The following is a 25636-nucleotide window of genomic DNA, read 5'->3' on the forward strand; positions in this document are numbered from 1 at the left end:
CAGTAAGTTTCACGTATAAAGCTGCTATTTGCCGATTAATTATGATTGACGTACAGATCAAAACTGACTCCATAGTTTTGCGGAAAGTATGCCCATACTTTGGCAAAATTACGATCTACTAGGTACTTGTCAATTTCTTCCGGTTGCGGACAATTTTCATAGCGAGATACCAGACTTTTTTCCAGATATATTGCCTTTAGGTGAGGGAGTGTTTCTTTAGCCCCTTCCAAAGCTTTCAATTCGCTTCCTTGAATGTTCATGTATATAAAATCAAACTCCGATATCTCTCCTGAAGACTCTTCTATTATCCTGTCAACTGTTTTGAGCGGGACGATGATTTTGTTACTTACTTCTACCTCTGAATAAACCGTTTCCTCATTGAACACTTCTGCTTTTGGTTTGAAGAGCGAAGTTAGCTGCGATTTTGATGTCACATACAGCTCGGCTTCGCCATCTATCGCACCAATGGCACTCTGGAAAACCTCGATCGAGGTAAATGGCTCGCCGTCAATCAACTTGTCGTAACTACTGAACAATTGATTGACTACAGTAATCCGCTCTTGGAGCTGCTTAAATAATTCCGGTTGTGGTTCTACTACTATAATTTTCTTGAATCCTAATAAAACTAATGCTAACAGCATTTCCCCCTTATGTCCGCCCAGATATATCGCTCCGCGACGCTGACATCCGTACTTGCGTAACAATCTCTCATAAAGCAGAACGTCATAGCAGATTGCTTCATAAAGCCTTGTCTTTATTCTTGGTTCTGCAAAGTATCCTGGCAATACCTTCTTTTTTAAATCCAGTATTTCACTAATCAGTTCTGCTTGAGATTCGAGATCTTGTAGCATTTCCATATTTCCTTTAGAGTCACAAACCTTGCTAGCTATGGCAAATAAAGTGTTTCTACCTGATTCAAAACACTATGTTCTTGAGTATACTATCTTTTATGGATAGATTGTCACTCAAATCCAACAGCAAACGGACCAAACCATTTCCGAATCTCCTCACTGGTGGCACCAAAAGGAGGTTTATCTTTTTGCTCCAGAAGATGAGCAACCATTGCAGAGCTGCGTGAACAGAGGAATAGCCCTGTTCCATAGGGGGGTCTCATGCCCAGAGACAAAAATACAGCAGCGCTAATGCCATCAATGTTTGGATAAATTCCCAGTTTCTCTTTCAAAAACTTGGCCGTAATATCATAAAGTTGAATAAAATCTGATTGCAGACCGATCTCAGATATAATTGAGTGTAGACGAGGGTTTCTTGAATCTACCTTAAACATTGGGTGCCCAAAACCGGGTATTTTTTCCTTTTTGGCAAGCCGCTCTTCAAGGAGCTTAATAACCACTGCTTCTCGATCTCCTGAACTGTATTGATCGATGATAGTTTGATGAATAGCAGTGAAGAACTCCATTGCTTTTTCGCAGGCTCCCACGTGGGCAGGTCCTGCAGCTGTAAAACCGGCAGCGATCGCTTGGGGGATAGGAACTCTCGTACTGATGGCAACCCGGGGCAACATGACTGAGGGAGCAAGAAAGCCCCAGCCTGCATGCAAGCTCACCATTATATCATTAAAAATTTTTCTTTCAGCTGAGTTACTAAAATTCCTGTTAGTACAGAGGGTAAATAAAGCTTCGATATAGTCTTGCTCTCCCGAAGTCAATTTAGGGCTTTTCCCATCACTATTTTTTCTGTCAAAACTTTTTTCCTGAATACACTGGATACTTTCAATCGCAATAGCCATTAACGCAGGAATTAGGCCGACATAATAGAGTCCAATTTGACTGTCTCGATCTAGCCCTATTGCATCCAGGTCAAACCCAGGGATCATCTGTTCAAAGGACTTGGTTTTGTCAACCATCAACCCGGCAATAATGGCTTGAGAAAACGATGCACCTGAGGCGACTACAGTCCGAATCACTTCTAGGACTGGATCATCCTCTGTTAAAGAAGACAGGGCACTGGCAAGATAGCGATCAATAAGTTTTTCTTGGGATGGAGTCGCCTCTTTGCCGGTAAGTAAATGATAGATAGTCCCTGAAAATGAAAAATTACCAATCAGATCGTTCAGGTTTCTATTCCGAACATACAGTTGCTCTGGATTGAGACTGGGTCCGTCAATATCTGTACCATGATATCGATATCCCATGTTATATTAGTTTCTCCTTGTATATAACTAAGCTGAGGTTTATGTTCCAATACTGACCAGCCCTCAGTATGGCTTGTCGCCAGACAAGGTGACGCGATGCATTATGCGTTTGAACCCGTGATAGTCATTCACCGGGTTGTGCTGGGTGCATCGATTATCCCAGAAGGCGAGGGAGCCGTGCTCCCAGCGAAAGCGACAGGTGAACTCTGGCCTGACTTGGTGCTGGAAGAGATAGTCGAGTAGAGGTTTACTTTCTTGCTCCGTCCAGCCCTCGAAGTACTTTGTGTGGTTAATGTTGAGGTAAAGTGCCTTGCGCCCAGTCTCAGGGTGGGTGCGCACGGCTGGATGGGCTGCAACTATCACCTCCTGACTTGAGCCTGCGTTCCGTAGGCGATCCAGCTCCATTTTGAAGGTATGAGCATTTGTCGAGGTGTTGATGCCAACTAGACCATCTAGGGTCTTTTTAAGACCCTCCGACAGGTTCTCGTAGGCCATGTACTGGTTTGCGAAAAGCGTGTCACCGCCGTAGGGTGGGATATCGACGGCGTAAAGTATGCTTCCCATCGGCGGACATTCCAGATATGTGGTGTCAGAATGCCACACACCACCAAAGTTCTTCCGCTCGTGCTCCAGCTTGACTACCGGTGTAATCAAGGGACATTCGGGCAATCCACGCACTACTGGGTATTCCATTGGTTGGCCGAATAGCTTGGCAAAGGCAAGCTGTTGCTGGGGGGTGAGTTCTTGGTTACTGAAAAAGATCACCAAGTGGTCGAGTAAGGCAAGGCGTATCTCCGAAACGACTTCAGCTTCCAAGGGTCGTGAGAGGTCTACCCCTTGGATCTCAGCACCGAGGGCACCAGCAATCGGATGCACCTTGATGTAGCGATAGTTAGGGCGTACTGCGTTATCGATTGTTTTCCCTTTCGTCATTTCCATTCGTCATTTCCATTTGATGGCGATCTACGGCTATAGAGCCAGGGCTGTTTTATTGTCAATGTTTGATTTTGGAACAATAAGTTCCAAAAGTCAGCTCTACAACTCAGCGTCGAGGGAAAACTTGAAACCCAGATTCAGTTGGCTTGAATACTTCTAGGTGTGGATCAATAATATGATCCACCACAGGAACCAAATTAGTACCACTATATTCACCCAACACCGAAATCAGCTGTGATCAGCTTCATTGGGAAAGCATTTTTCCTCACAGATCTTAAAATACGTTGGTGGCGATCGCCTATTTCCTTTATTTTTATTTTATAAATGATCTGTTTGAGCAAATATATAGTTTTTAACCTCGCTAGCTTGAATCTACATCTGCTTACTCTAGAATGATTGGCTCTGCACAATTTAGGGTATGGTCCGGGGGATACATTACTCTACGCGGAACTTGCTATGTCCGCCAGAATAGGATCAGTAAGGGTTGCCCAACATGGGGATGATTTAAGAAAACGCTAACAGAACCAGAACTTATATCATGTTGGGATAATTTGTGATCAAAAAAAAATTGTTAAGTGTTAATGGTTTGTCAATTAACACTTAACAATTAGGTGCGACCCGTGGCGAATTTCATTATTAATGAGTTAAGCGCACCTTTAACAAGTTAGATCGAGAGAGTTGGTAATTTGTATTCCAAGAGATAATCTAGTCCTAGAAAAATCACCTTCCAAATCCGCGCTTACCTCGACGTGAGCGCATTTCTTGACGAATTTGTTGGCGCTGTTCCTCGGTGAGAATACCCCTCATCTCTTCTCGTGCTGACTTGCGAATCTCGCGCATTTGGTCTCGCTGCTCTTGAGAGAGATTCATACCCTCCCTTGCTTCTCGGAGTTGACGGCGCAGTGTTTTTATAGTTTGGAACCGCCGTTGTTGCTCCGGAGTGAGAATATCCTCAATTTTAGCTTCAGTATTGTTACGGATGTTTTCAAACTGCTCTTTTTGCTGGTCAGTGATGTTAAGTTTGGAGAAAAATGGAGGCATTTCTTCGGCGTTAACTGCCATGGGAAAACTAGTGAGGGTAATTGCTGCGATACCTGCAAGTAGAGAAAAGGGCTTGATGTTCATGATGTTCACTTGTTTTTATTTTTAACTGTTTTGACGTGAGCTGATTTCTGTTTGATGTCTCTATCCTAAAAAGGGCTAGGGTGAAACCACATGAGGCAAAAGACCTGAATTTCTCTAGGACTTTAGTCCTGGGCTAGATATGACCAATGGGTCTTGCTTTACCTTTGACACATGGATTAAGGTTGTTGGTTGTTTGTTATTGGTTGTTTACAACAATTGTGAATGCGCCATCCTATTCAAATTACTAACCACCCAATTCGATTTTTGCTCTACCTGGAGTGGATACTGCTGATCATTACCGCTTTGGTGGAATTACTAAAACTTCCTTTTCCCCCGCTACCTAGGTCGCCACTACTCAATTTAGTTTGCCTGGGAGTATTTGGGTTAATGGGATTGAGATTACCAACAAATCAGCCTATTTATAAGATACTTTACACTGCCGCCGAAATTGGGGTAATTCTCTTAGCGTCCATGGTGGGACACATTCGGCTGTTGCAACTGATGTTAATTATATTAGTTGTTCGCAACTGTTTTATCTTTGAGTTCCAAGGTCGCTTAGTGATGACTGGATTTGCGGTTATATTATTCCTAATGAGGCAAATGGTTCGATTTCAGCATCATGCTATGAGGCATCGTCCTCCCTTTAGACCACCTCCTGTGTTCAGAGAACCACCGACAGGGTTGATTCCGGAGCGATTACTATTTATCTTGTTGAGTTCTGTCTTGATATTTGTCTTGGTCTTAATCGTTTTGCAGCTATTAGTGGATACTGTACTTTCAGAACGAAAAAGTCGGCAAGACCTGGCACAGGCTAATGCTCAACTGCGTGACTATGCCCTTCGGATTGAAGATATTGCTACGCTGCAAGAACGTAACCGTATTGCTCGGGAAATTCATGACTCCTTAGGACATTCTTTAACTGTATTCAATTTACACTTGGAAGCGGCTTTAATACTATTACAATCTGACCCTGCTGAAGCCAAAGAATTTATCTTAGAAGCGAAACAACTCGGGAAAACTGCTCTGAAGGATGTACGTCAATCCGTTGCTTCCTTGCGTTTAAATCCGTTACAAGAGCAATCTCTAGAAAATGCGATCGCATCCCTAATCGACGATTTCCAAAAGTCCACAGCTATCTCACCTACATACCATCTTAACCTAAAGCGTTCAATCCCTGGCGACATCAAAATCGCAGTTTACCGTATTGTCCAAGAAGGGTTGACAAATATCTTTAAATATGCTAAACCTACTGAAGTAGACATCCAAATTAAGACAGCAACAGATTTACAATTAATTATTAAAGACAATGGCATTGGATTTTCCCTAAACCAGAACACAAGCGGTTTTGGTTTACAAGGAATGCGAGAACGCACCCAAGCCTTAGGAGGAACCTTTAAAATTGAAACAGCACCAGGAGCTGGCTGCAAAATTATCGCTCATTTTCCTTTACCAAAGGTTTAAGCTATAGCGTTTTCAGTTGAGATGTAACCATATCGCAAAGGGAACAGGGAACAGGGAACAGGGAACAGGGTAAAGAGTCCTGATTTTTCTTTAAAAATCAAAAAATATCATACAGGTTTACATCTCAAATACAAACGCTATATCTAGCAATTATAGATGAATTTTGCTAATTTTTTTCCTAATCCCTACTCCCTAATCCCTACTCCCTAATCCCTAAAAATAAGTACCTCACAGAATTGACAACTACTATATAATTATTCATCCTTGATGATTCGTATTTTACTAGTAGATGACCAGAGTCTAATTCGGCGTGGATTAAAAGCCTTGCTGAAGTTAGAAGAAGACTTACAGGTAGTCGGTGAAGCCGAGAATGGACAAACGGCAATTAGTTTGGTAAAAACTTTACAGCCAGATGTTATACTAATGGATATTCGGATGCCTGTGATGGATGGCGTGGCTGCAACTCGGGAAATTTGTCAGCAATTCCCAGATACAAAGGTATTAGTACTAACTACTTTTGATGATGACCAGTACGTTACCCAAGCCATACAGTGCGGAGCAGCCGGATATTTGCTGAAGGATACCCCTCCCGAAGAATTAGCCCAGTCAATTCGAGCTGTCCAAAAAGGTTATACTCAGTTAGGCCCTGGTATAGGCAAAAAAGTCGCTACTCAAATGCGAGACCCAACTCCGAGTCCACCTCCGGGTTGGGAGGAACTAACTCCCAGAGAGCAGGAAATTTTACGACTAATTGCTACCGGTGCTAGCAACCGAGAGATTGCTCAGACGTTGTATATTTCTGAAAAGACAGTGAAAAACCACGTTACTCATATTTTGAGTCGGTTGAATGTACGCGATCGCACTCAAGCAGCCATTTTAGCAAACTCTATGTTGGGGTATTTTAGTGATAATTGATTATTGAGCTAGCATTTGTAAGCAGTCAGCCGTCAGCTGTCAGCTGTCAGCTTTATGAATTCCTGACAGCAGACCTAACAGAGATTAAACGAATGCTTACCTGTTTTATTCAAAAGCTCGCACCTAAAGTAGCACTTATAAATATCTCATGAACAATCTTGCTGATTTCTGATAACATCAAAAATAGGAGATATTTATTATTACTGCTCCCCACTCCCTACTCCCTAATCCCTACTCCCTTTGCTATATATGAGTTCCTATTCTCAATCTGAAACTTTGATAATTGCCTACTTTTTTGGCGCTCTTCTCGCTATCACCGTTATGGTTTACTTGCTCAGAGGTTTTGGTATTCTTACCTTTATTCCTGGTGGTATCCTGTGGCTACTGATCTTGTTATCGATTGGTACAGGACTAGTTTACGGGGTTCAGAAAACTCGACGTTATTAGGGGAATAGGGAGTAGGGAGTAGGGAGTAGGGAGTAGGGGTAATAAAATTGACTGTAGCTTAGCTATCAGCATTTCGGGTATCAGCGTTTTGAGAGTTTTCCGTGAATACTCATGTACTAGCGACTTTCAGTTGATATGATCTCACGATAATTACCCTTAATAAAAATTTCCCCATCTCCCCATCTCCCTATCTCCCCACACCTCCCAGCCTCCCTACCCTCCCCGCGCCTCCTTAATTATGGGTATTCAACCAGACTTGAGATAAGTCTAAATATCGGTAAGGATTGACCCTAGTACGGCACGACGGAAATAAAGATACTGTAAGCATTCAGCGGTCAGCCGTCAGCCGTCAGCTTTCTGTGGTCAGCCGTCAGCTTATTTTATTCAAAAACTGTTCCCCTAGCGTGGCCAAGAGCTTACCGTGGCCATAGGCCAAGGCCAAGCGTGTGCGTAGCGCATAACCTGAGAGCTAAGAGCTGATAGCTGAATGCTGATAGCTGAATGCTTACAAGATACTATTGAAAAAAGCGAAAGGCTTATATAATAAGAATTCTGCTCAGGGCTGATAGTTGAGGGTCCAGGGCCCGTCCGCTGAGGGCTGAAAGTAGAATTTATTGCGAAAATCCTTGACTACTAAGTGGTTATAGGGAATAGATTTAGGTTAATCTTGAACAAAAGTGAGGTAAAGACAATCAACATGGAAGCTATTGAACTGGAAGTCAGCCAACTAAAATTTTTACTGAAGCTACTGAGCAAACCGGATTATCGGGCATTGATTACCGAAGCGAAACCCAATTCTAAAACCTCAGCGGGGGAACGAGATCGAATTTGTCGGGAGTTATGCGATCGCAATTTGATTGACTCTAATCAAGAAATCACCAAAATTCAGATCACTGATGCAGGCAAGGAACTCCTCAACCAAGATCAGGCTGAAGTACCAATGAGCACGAAAGAACGCAAAATTATCAAAGCCTGTGAAACAGAACCGACTACTCCCGCCAAAACAAACGTTAAGCCTGCTAAGACCCGCAAGGAAATCATGGAAGGTTTGATAGAACGGGGTTATATCACAGTAGCAGAAACTAAATTCAAAGATGTCTGGATTACTGAAACCGGTATTGAGTACCTATTAAATAATTATAAACCCGTTGGTCGTGGCAATATCAATCTGTCTAAAACCATGTTAGCGGATTACATCGATTTCCTGCGGAAACAGCTGCCAAACTCAACCAGTACAATCTCAGAATCAGATGGAAATTCGACTGCCGCTCTAGTCAATCCCCCTAATCATGAAGAAATATTACAAATTATCAAGAATTTAGACCAGGAACTGGGTACGGAAAACTATTTGCCACTGTTTCATTTGCGCCAAAAGTTACAACCGCCTTTGTCTCGGGAACAATTAGATAAAGCACTGTATAGCTTGCAAGCAGAGGATAAAATTGATATGAGTGCTTTGCAAGAAGCTAACATGTATACAGAGGAACAAATTGAAGCTGGTATTCCTCAAAATACCGGGGCTAGGCTATTTTTCATTATGGTGCAATAAATTCTGATACTAAAGATAGGATAATTGATAGTATCATACAATAACCTGAGGCTGCCTTTTTGTTAATCCTCTATCCTTGTCCACTCTATAGAAGATGGAATTAAAGAGATGGCAACGATCCAGGAAATAATTAAACAAGCCCTAAATCCCTTTGACCCCGTGACCTTTGCTACGGGGAATTTTTGGGAAGATCCAGAAAATTCAGCCCTTAAGGATGTCGAATCGATTCATCAACATGAAATTAATCAGATAACCAGCACCCTCAGTGCGGTGACTCAAGACCATCGACCCCGCACTATCTTACTGGCTGGTGATTCGGGTTCGGGGAAAAGTTATCTATTAAAACGGCTCAAAAAGCAGCTCAATCAACAAGCATTCTTTGCTTATATCGGTCCTTGGGCAAATAGCGATCGCATCTGGCGCTATATCCTTAGGCAAACTGTTGACAGTCTGCTAAAAGTCCCAGAAGGAGAACAAGAGTCTCAGTTGCTGCTGTGGCTAAAGAGTCTCCCAGCCTTTAAAAAAACCGGTTGGCTGCTGAATGAGCGAAAACGGTTTATTGCTGACCTCAGAGCTAGCTATCCAGGGGGAATTCATCGCAGTAAAGAGTTTTTTGGAGTCCTCTATGACCTTACTAATCCAGAACTGTATCACCTGGCTTATCAATGGTTAAGGGGAGAAGATTTAGATGAAGAAGACCTGAAAACCCTTGGGGTCAGAGGGTCTATAGATAACGAAGACGATGCTCAGAATATCTTAATCAACTTCGGGAGAATTTCGTCATCCACCAAGCCGATTGTGCTGTGTTTTGACCAATTGGATAATATTCCTCGTTTGCCCGATGGTTCTCTGGATCTACAAGCGCTGTTTAATGTCAACTCTACCCTTAATACTCGCTTTCCCAATAACTTGTTGATAATTATCAGTATAGTCACTAATACCTGGAGAAGGAATTTAAAAAAACTTCAAGGGGCTGATCTCGCTAGACTTAGTCCTAAAATTCTGCTCAAAAACATTACCCTAGAGCAAGCGGAATCCCTCTGGGCAAGCATACTCTATCCGTTACATCAGCAAGCTGAACCAAAATCCACCTCACCGATTTACCCTTTAACTCGGCAAGACTTAGAACAAGAATTTCCTGGTGGCAAAACCACTCCCCGCCAGACCTTGAAACTAGGAAATCAGCTAATTCAAAGGTATAAAACTCAGGGAGTTAACTCAGAGTTATCAACCACTGACTCAACTCCCGAAAATGATACCGCTGGCGAATCAATACCAATAGAAGAAAAAATCCTAGCCTCATTGAAATTGAAATGGCAGAAGGAATTTAAAAAAACTGACCAGACGACAATTATCCGCATCCAAGATATTGATGAATCGGAATTGATTGGGATGTTACGAGAGGCATTAGAAGCTCTGGAGGTTAGGGGGATTAAACCAAAATTTTTGTCCAGTAGCAAAACCTTTGCCAGTTATTCCCTAAGTTACCAGCTGCCATCACCTCAAGGACGGATCGGAGTAGTCTGGGGAGAAACTAGTAATGGTCGCAGTTTCTATCATCTGATGAATGCCTGTGATAACGCTATAAAAAGCAATCGCTGCCAAACCTTATACCTAATTCGCCATACAAAAATTAGCATAAAACGTGATACTAAAGGGTACAAGCTCTACAGCCAACTATTTAATGGTTATGACCATCATCACCTCAAATTAGACGATATCTCCTCTGTCCATTACTTAGCCACTTATCATACCTTAGTTAATGGGGCTTGTTCCCAAGACTTAGTTCTTGCTGATAAAACAATAACACTGGAAGAGTTAAAGGATCTAATCCGAAAATCGGGAATTTTGCAGGATTGTCCTTTACTAAAGGATTTGAATATTTTTTCGATAGAAGAGACTAAAGTACCCCTCAATCCGGTTAAAGAATTTGTGTTAAATGTGCTCAAACAAGACCAATTAATTGGTCTTAAGGTTTTAATTGAAACTACTCACCGTCAATTTAATCGGCTCAAAGAAATAGAAATTAAACAACAGATTAAGGAACTTTGTCAGGAAAATGAACTAAAACTTATCCCTGTGGATGGTTCCCCAGAAACACAATCAGTATATTTGGTACCTTGAGTTTAAGCATAAGCGCTACGCGCACGCTACGCGAACAGCAATCAGCATAAGCGCTACGCGCACGCTACGCGAACAGCTCTCAGCTATCAGTTATCAGTTATAAGCTATCAGCTATCAGTTATAAGCTATCAGTTATAAGCTATCAGTTATAAGCTATCAGCTATCAGCTCTCAGCTATCAGTTATAAGCTATCAGCTATCACAGGCTAGAAGCCTGTTCCACACTACTTGAGGTGCCAAAGGCTGACGGCTGACCGCTGATGGCTGACCGCTGACTGCTAAGGATTATTATGCCATAAAAAAAATTAAGATAACAAGCGCCAATGTACCTGAATCAACCAGCCCAGATCCGAGAGTTAATCCTTAATTTATCAGCCGCCAAAATTCTGTGGTTAGATACAGAAGTGGCTGACTGGAATACCCCTAATCCCAGATTATCTCTGATTCAGGTATTGGCTGATTCGACAGATATAAATGGTGACAAAGCTTACATCTTAGATGTATTAGACAAACCGGAAGTAGTGCAATACTTTGTCAACCATATTATAGTCAATCCTAACATTGAAAAAGTCTTTCACAACGCTAGCTTTGATTTACGCTATCTAGGGGGGAAAGAGCAAGCTAAGAATATCACCTGTACCTATCAAATAGCTAGAAAGCTGACCAACAAGAAACTACCCAATCCATTACAGGTATCAAACCATAAACTAAAAACCCTAGCGATAGAACTATGCAATTTCGCTAATGTCGATACAGAAGAGCAAAGCAGTGATTGGGGCAAACGTCCGCTCAGCCAAAAACAGCTAAAGTATGCAAAAATGGACACAGTCTATCTAGCCCATGTCCATCGCCGTTTACTAGAAATTAGTGATAAAAATAGCTGGAATCCAGAGCAGATGGTCAAAAGACAATCACGGACGCAAAAATCGGAATCCCCTTGCTTCAGTGTTACCCAAGTTAGGGTAGCCATTGAATGTCCTCGTTTATTTTATTTGAGTCATCACTTTGGTGGAAAAACCCTATTTATACCACCATCCAACTCACCAGGTATTGGGAAAGTATTCCATAAGCTATGTCAACAGTGTACTGACAAACTCCAGCAAGATTACCGATTTCAAGCCTTATTTTACCCCACAGCAAGTCAGCTAGACCAAAGCCAAATTAGCTCTAAGATGCAAGCGCTACTGTATGAGCTAGTGGTTTTCCCCAACATCAATACCAATCCAGAGATAGCCTCGATCCTACTTCAACTCTGGCAAGCATTAAAATCACTAATTCCCCATTGGACTCAACTTCTAGTTACTAATCGAGGCTATTGTCAGCCAGAGGAAGTAATTAGTAAAACTTTTATTGCTCAAGAAATAGACCTGAGTTACAACTTCACCTTTCCTGATGGTACCAAGCAACGAGTTAATGGAAAATTCGATAGCTTAATCTTCGACTGTGAGCGCGATCGCTATTGTGTTGTAGACTATAAAACCTATCAACCCGTAGATCCATCCGCTAACCTAGCTCAAGTAGCCCTCTATAGTTACATGCTCCACCAAAAAAAAGGAGTAGCAATAGATGCAGCAGTTTATTGTGTTTTACCGGAATTCCAAAAATACTACTATTCCCGGGAAGAGCTAGAGGATACAGTGCATCAGCTCATTCCCCATAAATTACAACAGATGCGCCAATGGCTGAGTTGGAAACCTGCCCAGGTCGAAGAGGAGGGAGATGGGGAAACTATAAAAAACTATTGCACTCCAGCAATGGGTAAGGGCAACCTGGAGCCACCACCACCGACACAACAGCCTGAGCTATGCAACATTTGTCCCCAACAACAGACCTGTCAAACCTTTTTTGAGGAGGTGAAAACTGGGCAAAAGCCGGTCAAGGCACCATCCCGCCAAACTCCTGATATTGAGCAAAAGCCGGTCAAGGCAGCATCCCCCAAAATTCCTGATATTGAGCAAAAGCCGGTCAAGGCACCATCCCGCCAAACTCTTGATGCTGATCAGACCGGGGAAAAATTGGTGAGTACTCTAGAAGACTTTAACAAAAACTCGCGGAATTCCCCAACCTCTACGTTCGCGTAGCGTGGCCTACGGCCAAGGAGGTTGGGGATGGATAGCGAGCCAGGAATTTGAGGCAACACCTTGACATCTTACTGTGAACTATACATACTAGTAAGTAAGGTCGATAACAGGGTTGAGTGCAATGAAACAGAAAGCCGTCAAAGTCAGAATCTATCCCACAAAAGAACAAGTAATGATACTAGCTCAGCACTTTGGATGTGCTCGCTGGTGGTGGAATTATGCATTGAATCAGTGTATAGAAACCTACAAAGAAACGGGAAAAGGACTGAAGCAATCTGCACTCAACTCTATGTTGCCGAAACTCAAAAAAGAAAAAGAGACTGAATGGCTAAAAGAATGCTACTCTCAGGTTTTACAATCTGTGAGCTTGAATCTTAGTCGTGCCTATCAGAACTTTTTTGTTCGCGAAGCGTGGCCATAGGCCAAGGAAGAGCAAAATACCCTAGATTCAAGTCATATCATCATCGCCAGTCAATCCAGTATCCCCAAAATGTAAAACAGGTGGGCAATAGCCTAAAGTTCCCAGGAAAATTAGGAGTTGTTAAAGCTGTAATTCATCGACCATTAGAGGGGGAAATTAAGACTGTAACAGTAAGCTTTGACCCTTCTGGCAAGTATTACGCTTCTATTCTAGTGGAATACGAATCAACAGAGGTTAAAGTATCTAAAGAAGGGAACGTGATTGGCATTGACTTGGGCATCAAGGATTTTGCGATTACCTACGATGGCGAAAAGACTTCTAAATTTGGCAATCCCAAACACTTAGCTAAATACGAAAAGAAACTAGCTAAGAAACAACGTATCGCAGCCCGGAAAAAGAAGGGCAGCAATGGTCGCAAAAAAGCGCGCAAAATTGTAGCTAAGGTATACGAACGTATTGGAAATGTCCGCCAAGACTATCTGCACAAGCTATCTAGAAAGATAGTAGATCAAAATCAAGTGGTAGTAGTCGAAAACTTAAATGTCAAGGGCATGGTTCGTAACCACAAATTAGCTAAAGCAATATCTGACCTGGGTTGGGGAACTTTTGTAAATTTCCTTTCTTATAAATGCGAAAAAGAAGGTAAAATATTGGTCGAAATAAACCGGTGGTTTCCCAGCTCTAAAACTTGCTCTAATTGTCATTACCGAATCAAAGAGTTACCACTAGATGTAAGGTCTTGGACTTGCCCAAACTGTGGCACCCATCATGATAGGGACGGTAATGCAGCTAAGAACATTAGAGCAGAAGGTATCAGAATGCTATCCTCCTCTGGGACGGGGGAGGTCAACGCCAGTGGAGAAGAAGTAAGGCCAAAACGAGGACGTCCATCCAAGTTGAGGCATTCTTCCGTGAAGCTGGAAGCCCCGACCTGGCCGTAGGCCACCCTTCGCGAACAACGAAGTAGGTCGGGGTAGTTCACAATTAGTGTCGATTATGTCAACGCAACAGTTGCTCCAGCATTTGTCCGCATCAAGCTCAAACCCAATCGTGGGGTAAAAGTCATATCAATACAGAATCGATCCAAGGATTTACAAGTACATTTAGGTCTGGATAATCCTCCCCTGATTACTCCCGAAGCTGGGTATGTGAGTGTGGATTTACCTCGGAAGGATCAGGATAGAGAAGTAGCTAGATTTGATGACTATATTAGCCTTACGCAAAACTCAAGTAATCCTCCAATGATTGGGATTGGAGTAAATTTAGATGGGAAATTGGTAGAGGCGGATTTATCTGATCCCAATACCTGTCACTTTTTGGTAGGGGGCACAACCGGAAGTGGCAAGAGCGAATTTTTGCGATCGCTTCTGCTATCCCTACTCTATCAGCATTCTCCTCAACAGCTCAAAATTGCTCTGGTTGATCCCAAGCGCGTCACTTTCCCAGAGTTTGAGGACATGCCATGGTTGCTGTCACCAATCGTTAAAGATAGCGATCGCGCTATCGAACTGATGGAGCAATTAGTTGATGAAATGGAGGAGCGTTACCGGAAATTTGAACAAGCCAAGTGTGCTCACCTGGATGCTTATAATCAGCAATTGATTAATAAACAAATTTTACCATTACCTCGGATAGTCTGTATCTTTGATGAATATGCTGACTTCATGGCAGAAAAAGAAATCCGCAACGAGTTAGAATCAAGTATTAAGCGTTTAGGAGCCAAAGCTAGAGCAGCTGGAATTCATTTGATTATTGCTACTCAACGACCAGAAGCGAAAGTTGTTACTCCGATTATTCGGTCTAATTTACCTGGGCGAATTGCTTTACGCACAGCGTCTGAAGCCGACTCAAGGATTATTTTTGGTGGTAGCAACAGTGAAGCAGCTTATTTGTTGGGTAAGGGGGATTTATTATATCAAAAGGGTGGTAAGTTAGAGCGATTGCAGAGTTTGTTTGCTGAGAGGATTGTATTGCCTTGATCAAAGTTTATTCCAATAAAGTTTGACCCTGTGGTGCGTTACGGGGCAGACTATCCCAAAGCTGGCTACGAGGCGAAAAATCAAGGCAAGCCCGCCCCTAACGCACCCTACGCCACTAACACTGCCATACTTTCAGGCCACAATCAGATTATATTACCATTTTACTTTCATTTGACCGCGATCCCTTATAAAAAAAATCGATCCGCCTAACGGCGGAAATACAGTATAAAAGCATAAAAGCATAAAAGTGCAAAAGGTCAAAAAGGAAAAAGAGCTAAGTCCTCCCAACACCCCTCGCCACACGAAAACCGACAAGGTTGTTGACGGCCTCGCGCGGGTTATAGAAGAGGCGGGAGGCAGAACGGCAATCCCTAGGAATGCTGACCCAGGAGCCGCCCCGCAGTATACAATAATCACTATGATTATCATTAATAGACCAGATACTCCCATCTGTAGGGGCTCCAAAGTAATTACGATGGCTTGGATCTCCACACCACTCCCAAACATTGCCGTGCATATCGTATAAGCCAAAGCCGTTGGGGTAACGAAAATGTCCTACTGGGGTAGTTTCTTCCCGATATTCCCCTTTTGCTTCCTCTGCATAAGTATCGGAAGCAGCATAATTAGCAAATCTACTGGTTATGGTCTCTCCATAATGGAATGGTGTAGTAGTTCCTGCTCTACAGGCGTATTCCCATTCCGCTTCACTCGGTAATCTGTATTCAGTTCCTGTATACTCAGAAAGGCGATCGCAAAATTCCACCGCATCGTACCAAATTACTCGCTCTACTGGTCGATTCTTTCCGTTAAATCTTGAAGGGTCTGGATCTAAGTCCCGGTTAACTTTTGGAAGCTTGGCCACAGCTCGCCATTGCGCCTGGGTTACCTGATATTTGCCCAGGAAGAAGGGTTGAATGCTTACTTGGTGTTGAGGTCTTTCGCTGTCATCACTCCCCCTCTCACTTTTCGGGGAACCCATTAAGAAGCTTCCTTTTGGGATATACACCATCTCTAGGTCTACTCCATTCCCCAGATCTTGAGTTAAATAACTTGCTTGTTTATTTTCTCGCTTGATTGTTTCTCCTCTACGGTTAACTGTTACTACTTCAAAGGGAAACTGCTTTAAACCTTCGGGTTTGACTCGCTTTAAACTTTCTTCCCTCGAATTTGGCTTGACAATCAGATCAGGTTGTGAATTGAAGTTTTGTTGGTGAGATAATAAATTAGAAACGTTATTGGCATTGTTTTCTAACCATTGCTTTAGTTGCTGAGCCTCTGAGGTGGGAATCTTTCCATTTACTAATAAACGATCGACAAATTTTACAATCCTTTTTTCATCATCAGTTGGTTGATGTATATCATCCAACTTTTTGATAATATCATAAAAAGTGCCAGGAATTTTATCTCTCAAATTGGGACAACAATCTCTGTAAGCCTGTTGCATTTGTTTGATAACGGTTTTTTCTAAAGGCCCCAATATATTGACTAAACTAGTCGTAATTTTAAACTTTTCCTGGATTGCGTTTAAATGAACATTATTTGGATTGTTTTCAAGTGCTCCATGAATTAATTCTTCTAACTGATTGTAACCCTGACAATGCTCTATTAATTTGTGAACGGTTTCCTTTAAATTCCCACCGCTAGCAATCTCGTTCAGATTTATATTTAATTCATAAAGCACCATCATTTCTAATTTAGTTTTATTAGGGAAAGCATTACACAGTGCTTCGTTTATTTTTTTGAGGAGATAACCAGGGGTATGTCCAGCATTCATTGACGGTTAGTTCAAGACCTGTGAAAAATAGAATTTGATACTTTGACTCTAATTGAGTATATACACTGTGATTATACCGAATTCCGTAAATTTTCCTTTATTTACTGGTATTTCCCAGCTGGTGGTGGCTTAGGGGTTAGGGAGCATGGAGCAGGGAACAGGAGAGGGCACCATATAAAAATAGAATTCTTGGTGGGTGGTCAAAACTTGTGATTATAAAAGACAAAAGTTCAAAGTGTTCTCACGATACCTGATTAACTTCTATTTCTAAGGCTGAAATCGCTTCTATGATTTCATCAAAGGGTGGAGCAGTACCTAACATCATGCCCTGCATTGCCTGATAATCAGTACTGAGAGCTTTTAGTAATTCTCCTTTCGGTAAGAGTTTTAGAGAGCCGGGAATCGCTTCGTCTAATTTCATCCAGCTTCGATTAAACAGTTTTTTGGTGTACTGGCGTACATCTTCTCTTAATTGATGATTGGCAATGGCTGTCTTACCTGCTTCCTGACGGGAAATTATTGCTACATCATAATAATGACGTGACAGTCTCTGGCGATCACTGGGCAGGCGTTGTTCGTCTCGATAACCACAAGACCAACCATGTAAGATCATGATTTTATCCCAAAAAGTTCTTTGAGGGTCGATGGTCGTTACATTTGCTACGGAAAAATTCCATTCTTCAAGTATCTCGGATAGATAGGGGGTAATAGTATGATTTTGATGGGGATCGAGCGCTGACCGTGCGCCTGCTTCTAGTTTGACACGGGGTTGAACGTAAGCAATGCTATCGGATGGAAATAAGCTCGGATACTGAAACAGCAGGGTTGAATTATCTGGATCGTCTTCATCGAGTACAATGCGACTCTCAGGCGAAATTACCCCAGCAACTTGTGATAAGTCATCTTTAAGCTTGCCACAGATATACGTTGAAGCAGCTTGTTTTAGTTCGGACGCTAGTTTTTTTCGCCGCTTGCTAGAGATTCCAAGAGCAGAGGGATCGTTATCCCCGGCAAAACCCAGATCGCTCCTGAATACCACCAGATCTACATCCTCGGAAAATCTACTAATGAGTTGATAAACCTTGGAAAGGGAAGTGCCGCCTTTAAACAATAGTCTGGGGTGTTCCTGGGGTAAGCCATTATAAAGGATATCCAGCACCAGGCACACCCAAAAATCCTTTTCTATATAGGTAGACAAGGTATTGAGGGAATCGGCTGTTGACTCAAAAACATCGTTACGGTCTTGTGCTGGTAAATTGAGAAATTCTTCAAATGCTGGATTCACTAGGAGACACCTTCACCCTCACTAACTTGACGTACAACGGGTGTCATCCAAGTTGGTAACAGCTTAATACCTTCTGCAAGATCTTCTTTGATGTCTGAAGACAACCGATTGTGTAGGGTATTAACCACATCTTTATCAGCAGCGATATTTTCGCCCAGCCAATATAAGGCCCTAACCACAGGCCCACCAGGACGGTTAGCCCATGCCATTAACCGTTGAGAGACATGACGTAGTTTGATGGTACGCCCACCAACTTGTAAAGTTCGGCTCGAACCATTCGTTATGTAGCTGTTCTGGGCGGGAACGGCATTGGTCAGACCTAGCTGGTGGGCTGCAACAATGCCATCTGGCATGATTGATATACCATCCCGACGTGCCAGAGCTTCCACAACGGCATCAATGTTGGGTGGGGCAGGACGCTTCAAGATATTGCTGGTGCGTGGATAGTCATATAAACCGCGACCAACGCGGCGCAAAAATCCTTGTTTCACCAGACGAGATAGCGCTTTATCTACAGCATCACGACTGCCGAGATCTACAAAATCTTTGGGTGTGCAGACCCAACCACCGCGACCATGACCACGAACTCTGTTCAGGATTTTTTTTGCTATACCCTGCATCTTACGAAAGCTATGAATATAAAGTTCACGAAATATATTATGTCAGAATTATAGCCAATATTTCTGACTTTTTCAAGGCAGCTAACCCTGTATTAATTGCCCAAAGTCAGGATGTTGAGGTAACGAAGGTGAGTAGAACTGTCAGGATAGGTTCTATGACCCTTCGATAAAACTGTCAGATTAATCGAAAACCAACCCTTGATTCAGCAACGCCGCTGATAACTGATAGCTTAACTACTAACCCCATACTAACACAGCATACACTCCATAGATAAAATAAACAGTAAGTACAATCGCAATAATAATCCGAGCGCTTATCGAAGTGTGGCGTCTCCACAATACAAAGCATCCCACTATCACAGCCAACACTTCTAGGGGAGTAAAAATATGACCATAATGACGAGAATCCCAATAAGACACAGGGCTTTCAAAGCGCCAATTTGACAATGGAAAAAAGTGACGGTGGGCATCGTCAGCATGGACAGGGAAATCTCCTAACCCATGAAGAGCCATGCTAGCAAACATAGCAATCAGAAACGTTTCACCAAAATAGTAAGCTAACAATCCACCTAATAGTATCAGTGGAAAAGAATTGAAAATATCGAAAAATACTTGCCAGCTTGGGTTATAATAAGATTCAGACCAGATTACGTTTTCAGGAATTCCTCTGATTAATTTTTCATATCCGTAAAAAATTACCATTGGCAAATCCGGTAATATCGCACCGAACACAATTGGTAAATTATTTTCCGGCTTTCTTTTTTTTCCTAAAATCAGGAGATTGACGATGGCGTGAGCGGGAGTATTCACAAATTAGGGAGTAGGGAGTAGGGAGTAGGGAGTAGGGAGTAGGGAATTAAGAATTGAGAATTAAGAATTAAGAATTAAGAATTAAGAATTGGGAATTGGGAATTGGGAATCGGGAATCGGGAATCGGGAATTGGGAATCGGGAATCGGGAATTAAGAATTAAGAATTAAGAATTAAGAATTGGGAATTGGGAATCGGGAATCGGGAATCGGGAATCGGGAATCGGGAATCGAAATTATCACAATTTATTTAGGTTCCCTATAACTTTCAACTTTCAACTTTCAACTCCTAACTTTCAACCTTCAACCAGTTTTAAACCTTCAACCAACCTTAAGCCTTCAACCAACCTTCAACCTTCAACCTTCAACCTTCAACCTTCAACCAACTTTAAACCTTCAACCTATTTTCAGCTTATATTCAACGGATTAACATCAATAGTCAAGCTAATATCTGGAGGACACATATCCTGCAATTCCCGCCAATTCAGTAACCTGGCGGGCACAGTAGGAGAAAACTTAAGCAAAATCTGCCATCGATAGCGACGAGCAACCCGAATCACACTGGCTGGTGCTGGTCCTAGGATATCGTATTCGGCTTCAGGAGTATCTAACCTGTCCGCTAAATCCTCTGCTACCTTCTCCACCGCCACAGGATCCAATCCACTTATGCGCAACAGAATCAAATCACCATAAGGGGGATAGTTCAGTGCTGCCCGTTGTTCCAATTCGTCCGAGATAAACGACTGATAATTATGAGTTTTGACAGCCTGAATCACAGGATGCTCTGGGGAATAAGTTTGAATAATCACCTGACCAGGGTCATCCCCACGACCGGCACGACCTGCTACCTGAGTTAAGGTTTGGAATGCCCGCTCGGATGCTCGATAGTCTGACAAATACAGTAGTCCATCTGCTGCTACCACTCCCACCAGTGTCACCTGAGCCAAATCTAATCCTTTGGTCAGCATTTGGGTTCCCACCAACAAGTCAGCTTCCCGATTAGCAAATTGAGTTAACAGAGTGCGATGAGCATTCTTGGTACGAGTGGTATCACTGTCAAATCGGATAATTCGCAACTCTGGAAACAGCTTCGCCAAATCTTGAACAACCCGCTGAGTACCACTGCCGAAAAATTTCAGGTAGGGAGAACTACATTCTGGACAACTACGGGGATGGAGTTGTCCGAAATTGCAATAGTGGCACCGCAATACTTGAGTAGCCCCTTCATGAGTATAGTGATAGGACAAGGAAACATCACAGTTAGGGCATTCCACCACATGACCACAACTACGACAAGACACAAAGGTACTGTGTCCCCTGCGGGGGATAAATAAAATCCCTTGTTTCTCTTGTTCCTTTAGTCGTCTCAAGCTGTCTTGGAGAGAACGGCTAAAAATCGACCGATTACCAGCTTGTAACTCCTGCCTCATATCCACAATTTCCACCGGTGGCAGGGGTCTGGATTGAATCCGTTCCGGTAGGGATAAGTAATGAGTGCTAAGTTCTGGATGCTGAGGAGGTGAACAGGTGAAGGGTTGAACCTCAGGAGCTGAAGAGGTCAGGGGATTAATTTCACTACCGATCTGACCATCTCTCGCTCCCCCCATCACCTTAATACTGACCCAGCTTTCTACCGAAGGAGTAGCTGAACCTAAAATCAGAGGACAATTTTCTAATTCTGCTCGCCATTGGGCAACGGTGCGAGCGTGGTAGGTAGGAATGGGTTGGTCTTGCTTGAAGCTGGAGTCGTGTTCTTCATCTAAAACAATTAATCCCAACTGGGGCAAAGGGGCAAAAACAGCAGAACGAGTGCCAATCACCACTTGTGGCTCACCTGGAATCATCTGTCGCCAGGTATCATAGCGCTCCCCTTTATTCAAGGCACTGTGGTAAACCCGAACTTTATCACCAAAGCGAGCCCGGAAACGGTCAGTAATTTGAGGAGTTAAGCCAATTTCCGGCACCAACACCAAAGCGGATTTCCCTTGCGCTAGGATTGGTGCGATCGCTTGTAGATAGACCTCCGTTTTCCCAGACCCAGTCACCCCATGCAACAGCACTTGGGCAAAGCCATCGAGATTATTAATCAGGTCTAATGCATGGGATTGGGCATTTGTCAAGTTTTTGGGGGCATCTGTAGCCATGGTTGGTGAAGTCGCACTGCGCAATACTTCCCTAGGCTCAATCACCACATATCCCTTATCTTCCAAAGAATTTATAGTTGACGAACTAACATTACAAATTTGTGATAGTTCACTCAACCACAAATCTCCTCCACGACGGCGTAGCACCTCCAATACTTCCCGTTGCCGTCGAGTCAGATCAGGCCGATTGAGATTACCCACCAGAGTCACAGCTTTCTTGAGCTTAGGACGAGTTGGCTTAGGAGCTTCCAGATAACTTTCTACCCAACCTCGCTTGAGCAGGTGACGTAATCCTGCTTTAGCCCCCTTTACCTGACGTTGGAGGTATTGCCAGCTGTAATCCCCATTGGGTTTAGCCTGGAGAATCTCCAAAATCTTACTTGCGGCTGAATTATTGACAAAGACATGAGCCTCTTTAGGCAAGACCGAGGAATTGAGGCGAATTCGACGCTGCGATCGCCCTAACAGTCCTGGAGGTAAGGCAGACCGAATCACTTGGATTAGAGGGGTGCAGTAGTACTGAGCCACCCGCTCTAACAGTTGGCAGTAGGAACTTGGAAAGAAACCGGGACTGATCACCTCCTCTACGTCCTTAATTTTCTCCAGTGGTAAGTTTGGGGGTGGAGAGTCTACAATCCGAATAGCGATCGCTCCTAGCTGTTGAGTCCCGAATGACACACTCAGAACATCTCCAGGATTGATTGAAACATCCAATGCATTACGATAAGTATATATACCTTGGACTCCTGGACAATCTACTAGGACTTCAACCCACTTTTCTTGGCCACCACCAGAAAAGTAAAGTGCTCTAGGCTCAGCTAACAGTAGACCTAAAGGAGGATTAGACATAGGGCAGCTTTAGTTTGGGAAGGCTCCTATTCTATCACTATTGATAGATAGGAAAATTCTAAAATATGTGAGATTCTGTTTCCAGAGTCAAAATCAATAATAAAAGCAATGGGAAGAGAATTATCTCTCCTGCCGTCACCCTAGAGTTTAACTAAAATATATGTAATTAAACATTTCGTAATTACAGATACAATTAGCCAAACTGCTTCTGGTAAGCTTAAAACCATTAATTTATAATCACGTCAATCACACATCAACTACTTGAAGCAGGTTGGGTCACTGAGCTTTGAGGGTATGGAGCGTGTTTTGGCTGCTCTGTCTAGAGTATTAACTTCTTTGTGAAACCAGCAACACCAATTTTTGATAATAGACTTTTCATTAACGGCCAATTTTCAGCAACAGACAGCCTCAATCCCTCAAGGCAAGGGTTTTAACAAACTTAAAATACACTTGCAACTCACACATCCCTATGAATATTACAGAATTAAACCACACTCATACAATGCCGTCTACGGAAGAGAAGGATTTTTATGTTACTGACCACATTGAGCCAGAGGAAACAGATTTACAGCGTGTAGCCGTCGAATTCACCGAAGACGATGAACTAGTGGTCTCTACTTCCCATAATTTCCGGAAAAGCGGCTCTGATGACACAGTGGGTGCATTCTTTAAGGAGATGGCTCGTTACCCATTGCTCAAGCCAGACGAAGAGGTAGATTTAGCCCGTCGGGTTAAGTTCCTAGTAGAAATCGACCAACTCCGCAACAGCTTACAGGAAAAGTTAGACCGTAAACCAACCAAGGCTGAGGTAGCTGCAGCGGTCGAGATGACAGAACGTCAGTTGGAGGGGAATTTATATCGCGGTCGTGTGGCAAAACGCAAGATGATTCGCTCGAACTTGCGCTTAGTGGTTTCAATTGCTAAACGATATATTAATCGCGGTGTACCATTTCTAGATTTGATTCAAGAAGGTGCGTTGGGCTTAAACCGAGCAGCAGAAAAGTTTGACCCAGATAAGGGTTACAAGTTTTCTACCTATGCTTATTGGTGGATTCGTCAAGCGATTACTCGTACTATTGCCAATGATGCCCGAACTATTCGTCTACCAATCCACATTGTAGAAAAGCTCAATAAACTTAAAAAAGCTCAGCGGGAACTTAAACAGCAACTCCAGCGCAATCCTAATGAAATAGAACTTGCTCAAGCCCTAGAAATTTCCCTCTCCCATTTGCGTCAGTTACTAGAATTGCGTAGGCGCTCCCTTTCTTTGAATCACAGAGTTGGTAAAGGGGAAGACACAGAACTGATGGATTTGCTCGAAGACAATGATCTACGATTGCCCGAAGATAAGATGAATGAATCCATGATGCGCCAGGAGATTTGGGAAGTTCTCAGTGATGTCCTGACTGAGCGGGAAAAAGATGTGATTTCTCTACGCTATGGTTTAGCCAGCAGTGAACCCTACACCCTAGAAGAAGTAGGAGGCATGTTCAATCTCTCTCGGGAACGGGTGCGTCAGATTCAAAGCAAGGCCATGCGTAAGCTACGCCGTCCGCAAGTGGCTCGACGGCTTAGAGACTGGTTGACCTAGTGCAGCAGGTCTTAGGTCAGCTCGTGACTGCTGGATAAATTTGGTGATGTCGAAATCAGGTAATTCCGGTTAATTAGTTACCAAATAATCTCTGGCTAAATAATCTCTTGTCAATTAGACACTCCCCGGTCATTAGACGCGGGGAGTGTCAATTCAACCAGGTTGCATTAAACTATAGCAAGGGAAGCATGGTTTAGGACATAGTCTTTTGCTTGAAAGGGAGCAGGGACTGAGGCCGTTGGCCAAAGTGTTGATTTAGCATAACAAGTACGGAAGAGCCTTAATTGTCTGTAGGAGACTAAGCAGAATTAGAAGGCTAGCCACTGTTGACGATTTTATCCAAATATCTTGCAGTATCTCCAAAAATATGTTAGACTTTGATTATGAATCTAGTGTCAAAGAAAACATTCTGGTTCCTTGAATTGAAGCCGAAAACCAAAGCAAACCATGATAGTGGTTGCGTTTTCTATTAAACACAGATTTATGCGCCTTGAGCGGAACAAAACCTATCTTGGCCTTGGGAGATACCCCCTGGCTGCGAGAGCAGCTTGCATTAGTGGGCTAAAATCTGCAAAGTAGATTTTGGTAGCTAAAAAGTATCGGAACAGGTATTCGGCTCTATTAAGTTGACTTTTTAAGTGGTTTTGGATGTAGGCAATATTGTCAATAGGTAGGTCTTGTTGAAAAAAATAGACCTATCTTTTTTTTACCACAAAATGGTGAAAACTTTACATTTAAAGCTGTTCAGGCTATTTCGTCACCCCTTCAGCTTGTCGAGCCATAGAGTTTAATTCATTAGCAAACGGAAAATCCTTAGCTAAAATTGCACAAAGTGCGCTTAAATTAGCCTTATTGACTCCCTTATTGTCCATCCAATAGCGAAGACATTTGTTACGAATAAATTGAGCCGTGCAAATGGCTTCATCTATCGCAAAATATTGTTTTTGTTTGCCGTATGCTTTGAACTCTAAAACAATCATTGACCGTAGGTCACGCGGAGCGCTTTAGACCTTTTCATATCCTGATCTTATTCTACATCAAATAAGATCAGATTTTCGGACTTTGGTATAATATTTTTATTAACGGCGACTAAAGTCGCTATTTCGCCTTCATCCCCGCTTTAAAAAGAGGGGGCTTTCGGCTTTTGTTAATTTCTCGTAAAAAGCATCCATCAGCACCTGGGTTGGGAGCATGTCAACTTTGTAATTAGGTACATAGATCCCCCCTAACCCCCCTTAAAAAAGTAGGGCTGTTTCATTCTGGCCAAAAATAGATGGGGAGATGGGGAGATGGGGAGATGGGGAGATGGGGAGATGGGGAGATGGGGAGATGGGGAGATGGGGAGATGGGGAGATGGGGAGATGGGGAGAGGGGGA

16 protein-coding genes and 2 pseudogenes are annotated in these 25636 nt (G+C 42.9%); 8 read left to right on the forward strand and 10 right to left on the reverse strand.

What is annotated here, in order from left to right; all coding sequences use genetic code 11:
* Positions 1-35 precede the first annotated feature (35 nt).
* The 4 genes from F6K51_RS17020 to F6K51_RS17035 form a co-directional block, all read right to left on the reverse strand.
* The gene (locus F6K51_RS17020) at positions 36-857 is read right to left on the reverse strand and encodes an FkbM family methyltransferase (RefSeq protein WP_293022013.1); all 822 of its coding nucleotides are present in this window, start codon (positions 855-857) and stop codon (positions 36-38) included.
* 104 nt (positions 858-961) lie between these two features.
* Entirely contained in the window at positions 962-2152 is a 1191-nt protein-coding gene (locus tag F6K51_RS17025; RefSeq protein ID WP_293022014.1) for a citrate/2-methylcitrate synthase, read from the reverse strand.
* Between the two features lie 63 nt (positions 2153-2215).
* On the reverse strand, positions 2216-3091 hold the full coding sequence (locus F6K51_RS17030) for a TauD/TfdA family dioxygenase (protein WP_293022016.1): 876 nt from the start codon (positions 3089-3091) through the stop codon (positions 2216-2218).
* Positions 3092-3808: 717 nt separating this feature from the next.
* The gene (locus tag F6K51_RS17035; RefSeq protein ID WP_293022017.1) at positions 3809-4213 is read right to left on the reverse strand and encodes a Spy/CpxP family protein refolding chaperone; all 405 of its coding nucleotides are present in this window, start codon (positions 4211-4213) and stop codon (positions 3809-3811) included.
* Between the two features lie 222 nt (positions 4214-4435).
* Here F6K51_RS17035 and F6K51_RS17040 point away from each other — a divergent pair, with 222 nt between their 5' ends.
* From F6K51_RS17040 to F6K51_RS17070, 7 genes and pseudogenes are all read left to right on the forward strand, one after another.
* Complete coding sequence (locus tag F6K51_RS17040) at positions 4436-5674, forward strand: sensor histidine kinase (RefSeq protein ID WP_293022018.1); 1239 nt, start codon at positions 4436-4438, stop codon at positions 5672-5674.
* A 267-nt stretch (positions 5675-5941) separates the two neighbouring features.
* Positions 5942-6589, forward strand: a complete 648-nt coding sequence (locus tag F6K51_RS17045; protein WP_293022019.1) for a response regulator transcription factor — start codon at positions 5942-5944, stop codon at positions 6587-6589.
* A gap of 1144 nt (positions 6590-7733) precedes the next feature.
* Entirely contained in the window at positions 7734-8585 is an 852-nt protein-coding gene (locus F6K51_RS17050; RefSeq protein WP_293022020.1) for a hypothetical protein, read from the forward strand.
* A gap of 108 nt (positions 8586-8693) precedes the next feature.
* Complete coding sequence (locus F6K51_RS17055; protein ID WP_293022021.1) at positions 8694-10709, forward strand: AAA family ATPase; 2016 nt, start codon at positions 8694-8696, stop codon at positions 10707-10709.
* 322 nt (positions 10710-11031) lie between these two features.
* A complete protein-coding gene (locus tag F6K51_RS17060; protein WP_293022022.1) occupies positions 11032-12789 on the forward strand; it encodes a PD-(D/E)XK nuclease family protein in 1758 nt (585 codons plus the stop codon).
* Between the two features lie 121 nt (positions 12790-12910).
* Positions 12911-14151, forward strand: a pseudogene (locus F6K51_RS17065) (RNA-guided endonuclease TnpB family protein).
* A 42-nt stretch (positions 14152-14193) separates the two neighbouring features.
* The gene (locus F6K51_RS17070) at positions 14194-15189 is read left to right on the forward strand and encodes an FtsK/SpoIIIE domain-containing protein (protein WP_293022030.1); all 996 of its coding nucleotides are present in this window, start codon (positions 14194-14196) and stop codon (positions 15187-15189) included.
* Between the two features lie 274 nt (positions 15190-15463).
* Here the strand turns inward: F6K51_RS17070 and F6K51_RS17075 are convergent, their stop codons facing one another.
* From F6K51_RS17075 to priA, 5 genes are all read right to left on the reverse strand, one after another.
* Positions 15464-16963 carry an SUMF1/EgtB/PvdO family nonheme iron enzyme gene (locus F6K51_RS17075; protein WP_293022023.1) on the reverse strand — a complete coding sequence of 500 codons (1500 nt, stop codon included), beginning with the start codon at positions 16961-16963 and terminating at the stop codon, positions 15464-15466.
* A gap of 241 nt (positions 16964-17204) precedes the next feature.
* Entirely contained in the window at positions 17205-18248 is a 1044-nt protein-coding gene (locus tag F6K51_RS17080) for a nucleotidyl transferase AbiEii/AbiGii toxin family protein (protein WP_293022024.1), read from the reverse strand.
* Positions 18248-18868, reverse strand: coding sequence for a DUF6088 family protein (locus F6K51_RS17085; protein ID WP_293022025.1), 621 nt, complete (start codon positions 18866-18868; stop codon positions 18248-18250). The genes F6K51_RS17080 and F6K51_RS17085 overlap by 1 nt, the downstream gene beginning before the upstream one ends.
* Before the next feature lie 237 nt (positions 18869-19105).
* Complete coding sequence (locus F6K51_RS17090; RefSeq protein ID WP_293022026.1) at positions 19106-19678, reverse strand: hypothetical protein; 573 nt, start codon at positions 19676-19678, stop codon at positions 19106-19108.
* Positions 19679-20083: 405 nt separating this feature from the next.
* Positions 20084-22669: a primosomal protein N' gene (gene priA, locus F6K51_RS17095; protein ID WP_293022027.1), complete on the reverse strand. Its 2586-nt coding sequence runs from the start codon at positions 22667-22669 to the stop codon at positions 20084-20086.
* A 469-nt stretch (positions 22670-23138) separates the two neighbouring features.
* On the opposite strand from priA, the gene F6K51_RS17100 reads away from it, so the two are divergent.
* The gene (locus F6K51_RS17100) at positions 23139-24260 is read left to right on the forward strand and encodes an RNA polymerase sigma factor, RpoD/SigA family (RefSeq protein WP_293022028.1); all 1122 of its coding nucleotides are present in this window, start codon (positions 23139-23141) and stop codon (positions 24258-24260) included.
* Positions 24261-25027: 767 nt separating this feature from the next.
* On the opposite strand, the pseudogene F6K51_RS17105 reads toward F6K51_RS17100, so the two are convergent.
* Positions 25028-25240, reverse strand: a pseudogene (locus tag F6K51_RS17105) (RNA-guided endonuclease TnpB family protein); the annotation flags it as partial.
* Positions 25241-25636: the final 396 nt, after the last annotated feature.

It is taken from the genome of Moorena sp. SIO3I8, from assembly GCF_010692325.1.
Taxonomy (GTDB): domain Bacteria; phylum Cyanobacteriota; class Cyanobacteriia; order Cyanobacteriales; family Coleofasciculaceae; genus Moorena.

Excerpts from the sequence above, each read along its gene's own strand:
- F6K51_RS17050 (WP_293022020.1), top strand. The coding sequence starts at position 7,734 with ATGGAAGCTATTGAACTGGAAGTCAGCCAACTAAAATTTTTACTGAAG.
- F6K51_RS17085 (WP_293022025.1), bottom strand. The coding sequence starts at position 18,868 with ATGCAGGGTATAGCAAAAAAAATCCTGAACAGAGTTCGTGGTCATGGT.
- F6K51_RS17040 (WP_293022018.1), top strand. The coding sequence starts at position 4,436 with ATGCGCCATCCTATTCAAATTACTAACCACCCAATTCGATTTTTGCTC.
- priA (WP_293022027.1), bottom strand. The coding sequence starts at position 22,669 with ATGTCTAATCCTCCTTTAGGTCTACTGTTAGCTGAGCCTAGAGCACTT.
- F6K51_RS17035 (WP_293022017.1), bottom strand. The coding sequence starts at position 4,213 with ATGAACATCAAGCCCTTTTCTCTACTTGCAGGTATCGCAGCAATTACC.
- F6K51_RS17025 (WP_293022014.1), bottom strand. The coding sequence starts at position 2,152 with ATGGGATATCGATATCATGGTACAGATATTGACGGACCCAGTCTCAAT.
- F6K51_RS17020 (WP_293022013.1), bottom strand. The coding sequence starts at position 857 with ATGGAAATGCTACAAGATCTCGAATCTCAAGCAGAACTGATTAGTGAA.
- F6K51_RS17060 (WP_293022022.1), top strand. The coding sequence starts at position 11,032 with ATGTACCTGAATCAACCAGCCCAGATCCGAGAGTTAATCCTTAATTTA.
- F6K51_RS17100 (WP_293022028.1), top strand. The coding sequence starts at position 23,139 with ATGAATATTACAGAATTAAACCACACTCATACAATGCCGTCTACGGAA.
- F6K51_RS17055 (WP_293022021.1), top strand. The coding sequence starts at position 8,694 with ATGGCAACGATCCAGGAAATAATTAAACAAGCCCTAAATCCCTTTGAC.
- F6K51_RS17075 (WP_293022023.1), bottom strand. The coding sequence starts at position 16,963 with ATGAATGCTGGACATACCCCTGGTTATCTCCTCAAAAAAATAAACGAA.
- F6K51_RS17030 (WP_293022016.1), bottom strand. The coding sequence starts at position 3,091 with ATGGAAATGACGAAAGGGAAAACAATCGATAACGCAGTACGCCCTAAC.
- F6K51_RS17045 (WP_293022019.1), top strand. The coding sequence starts at position 5,942 with ATGATTCGTATTTTACTAGTAGATGACCAGAGTCTAATTCGGCGTGGA.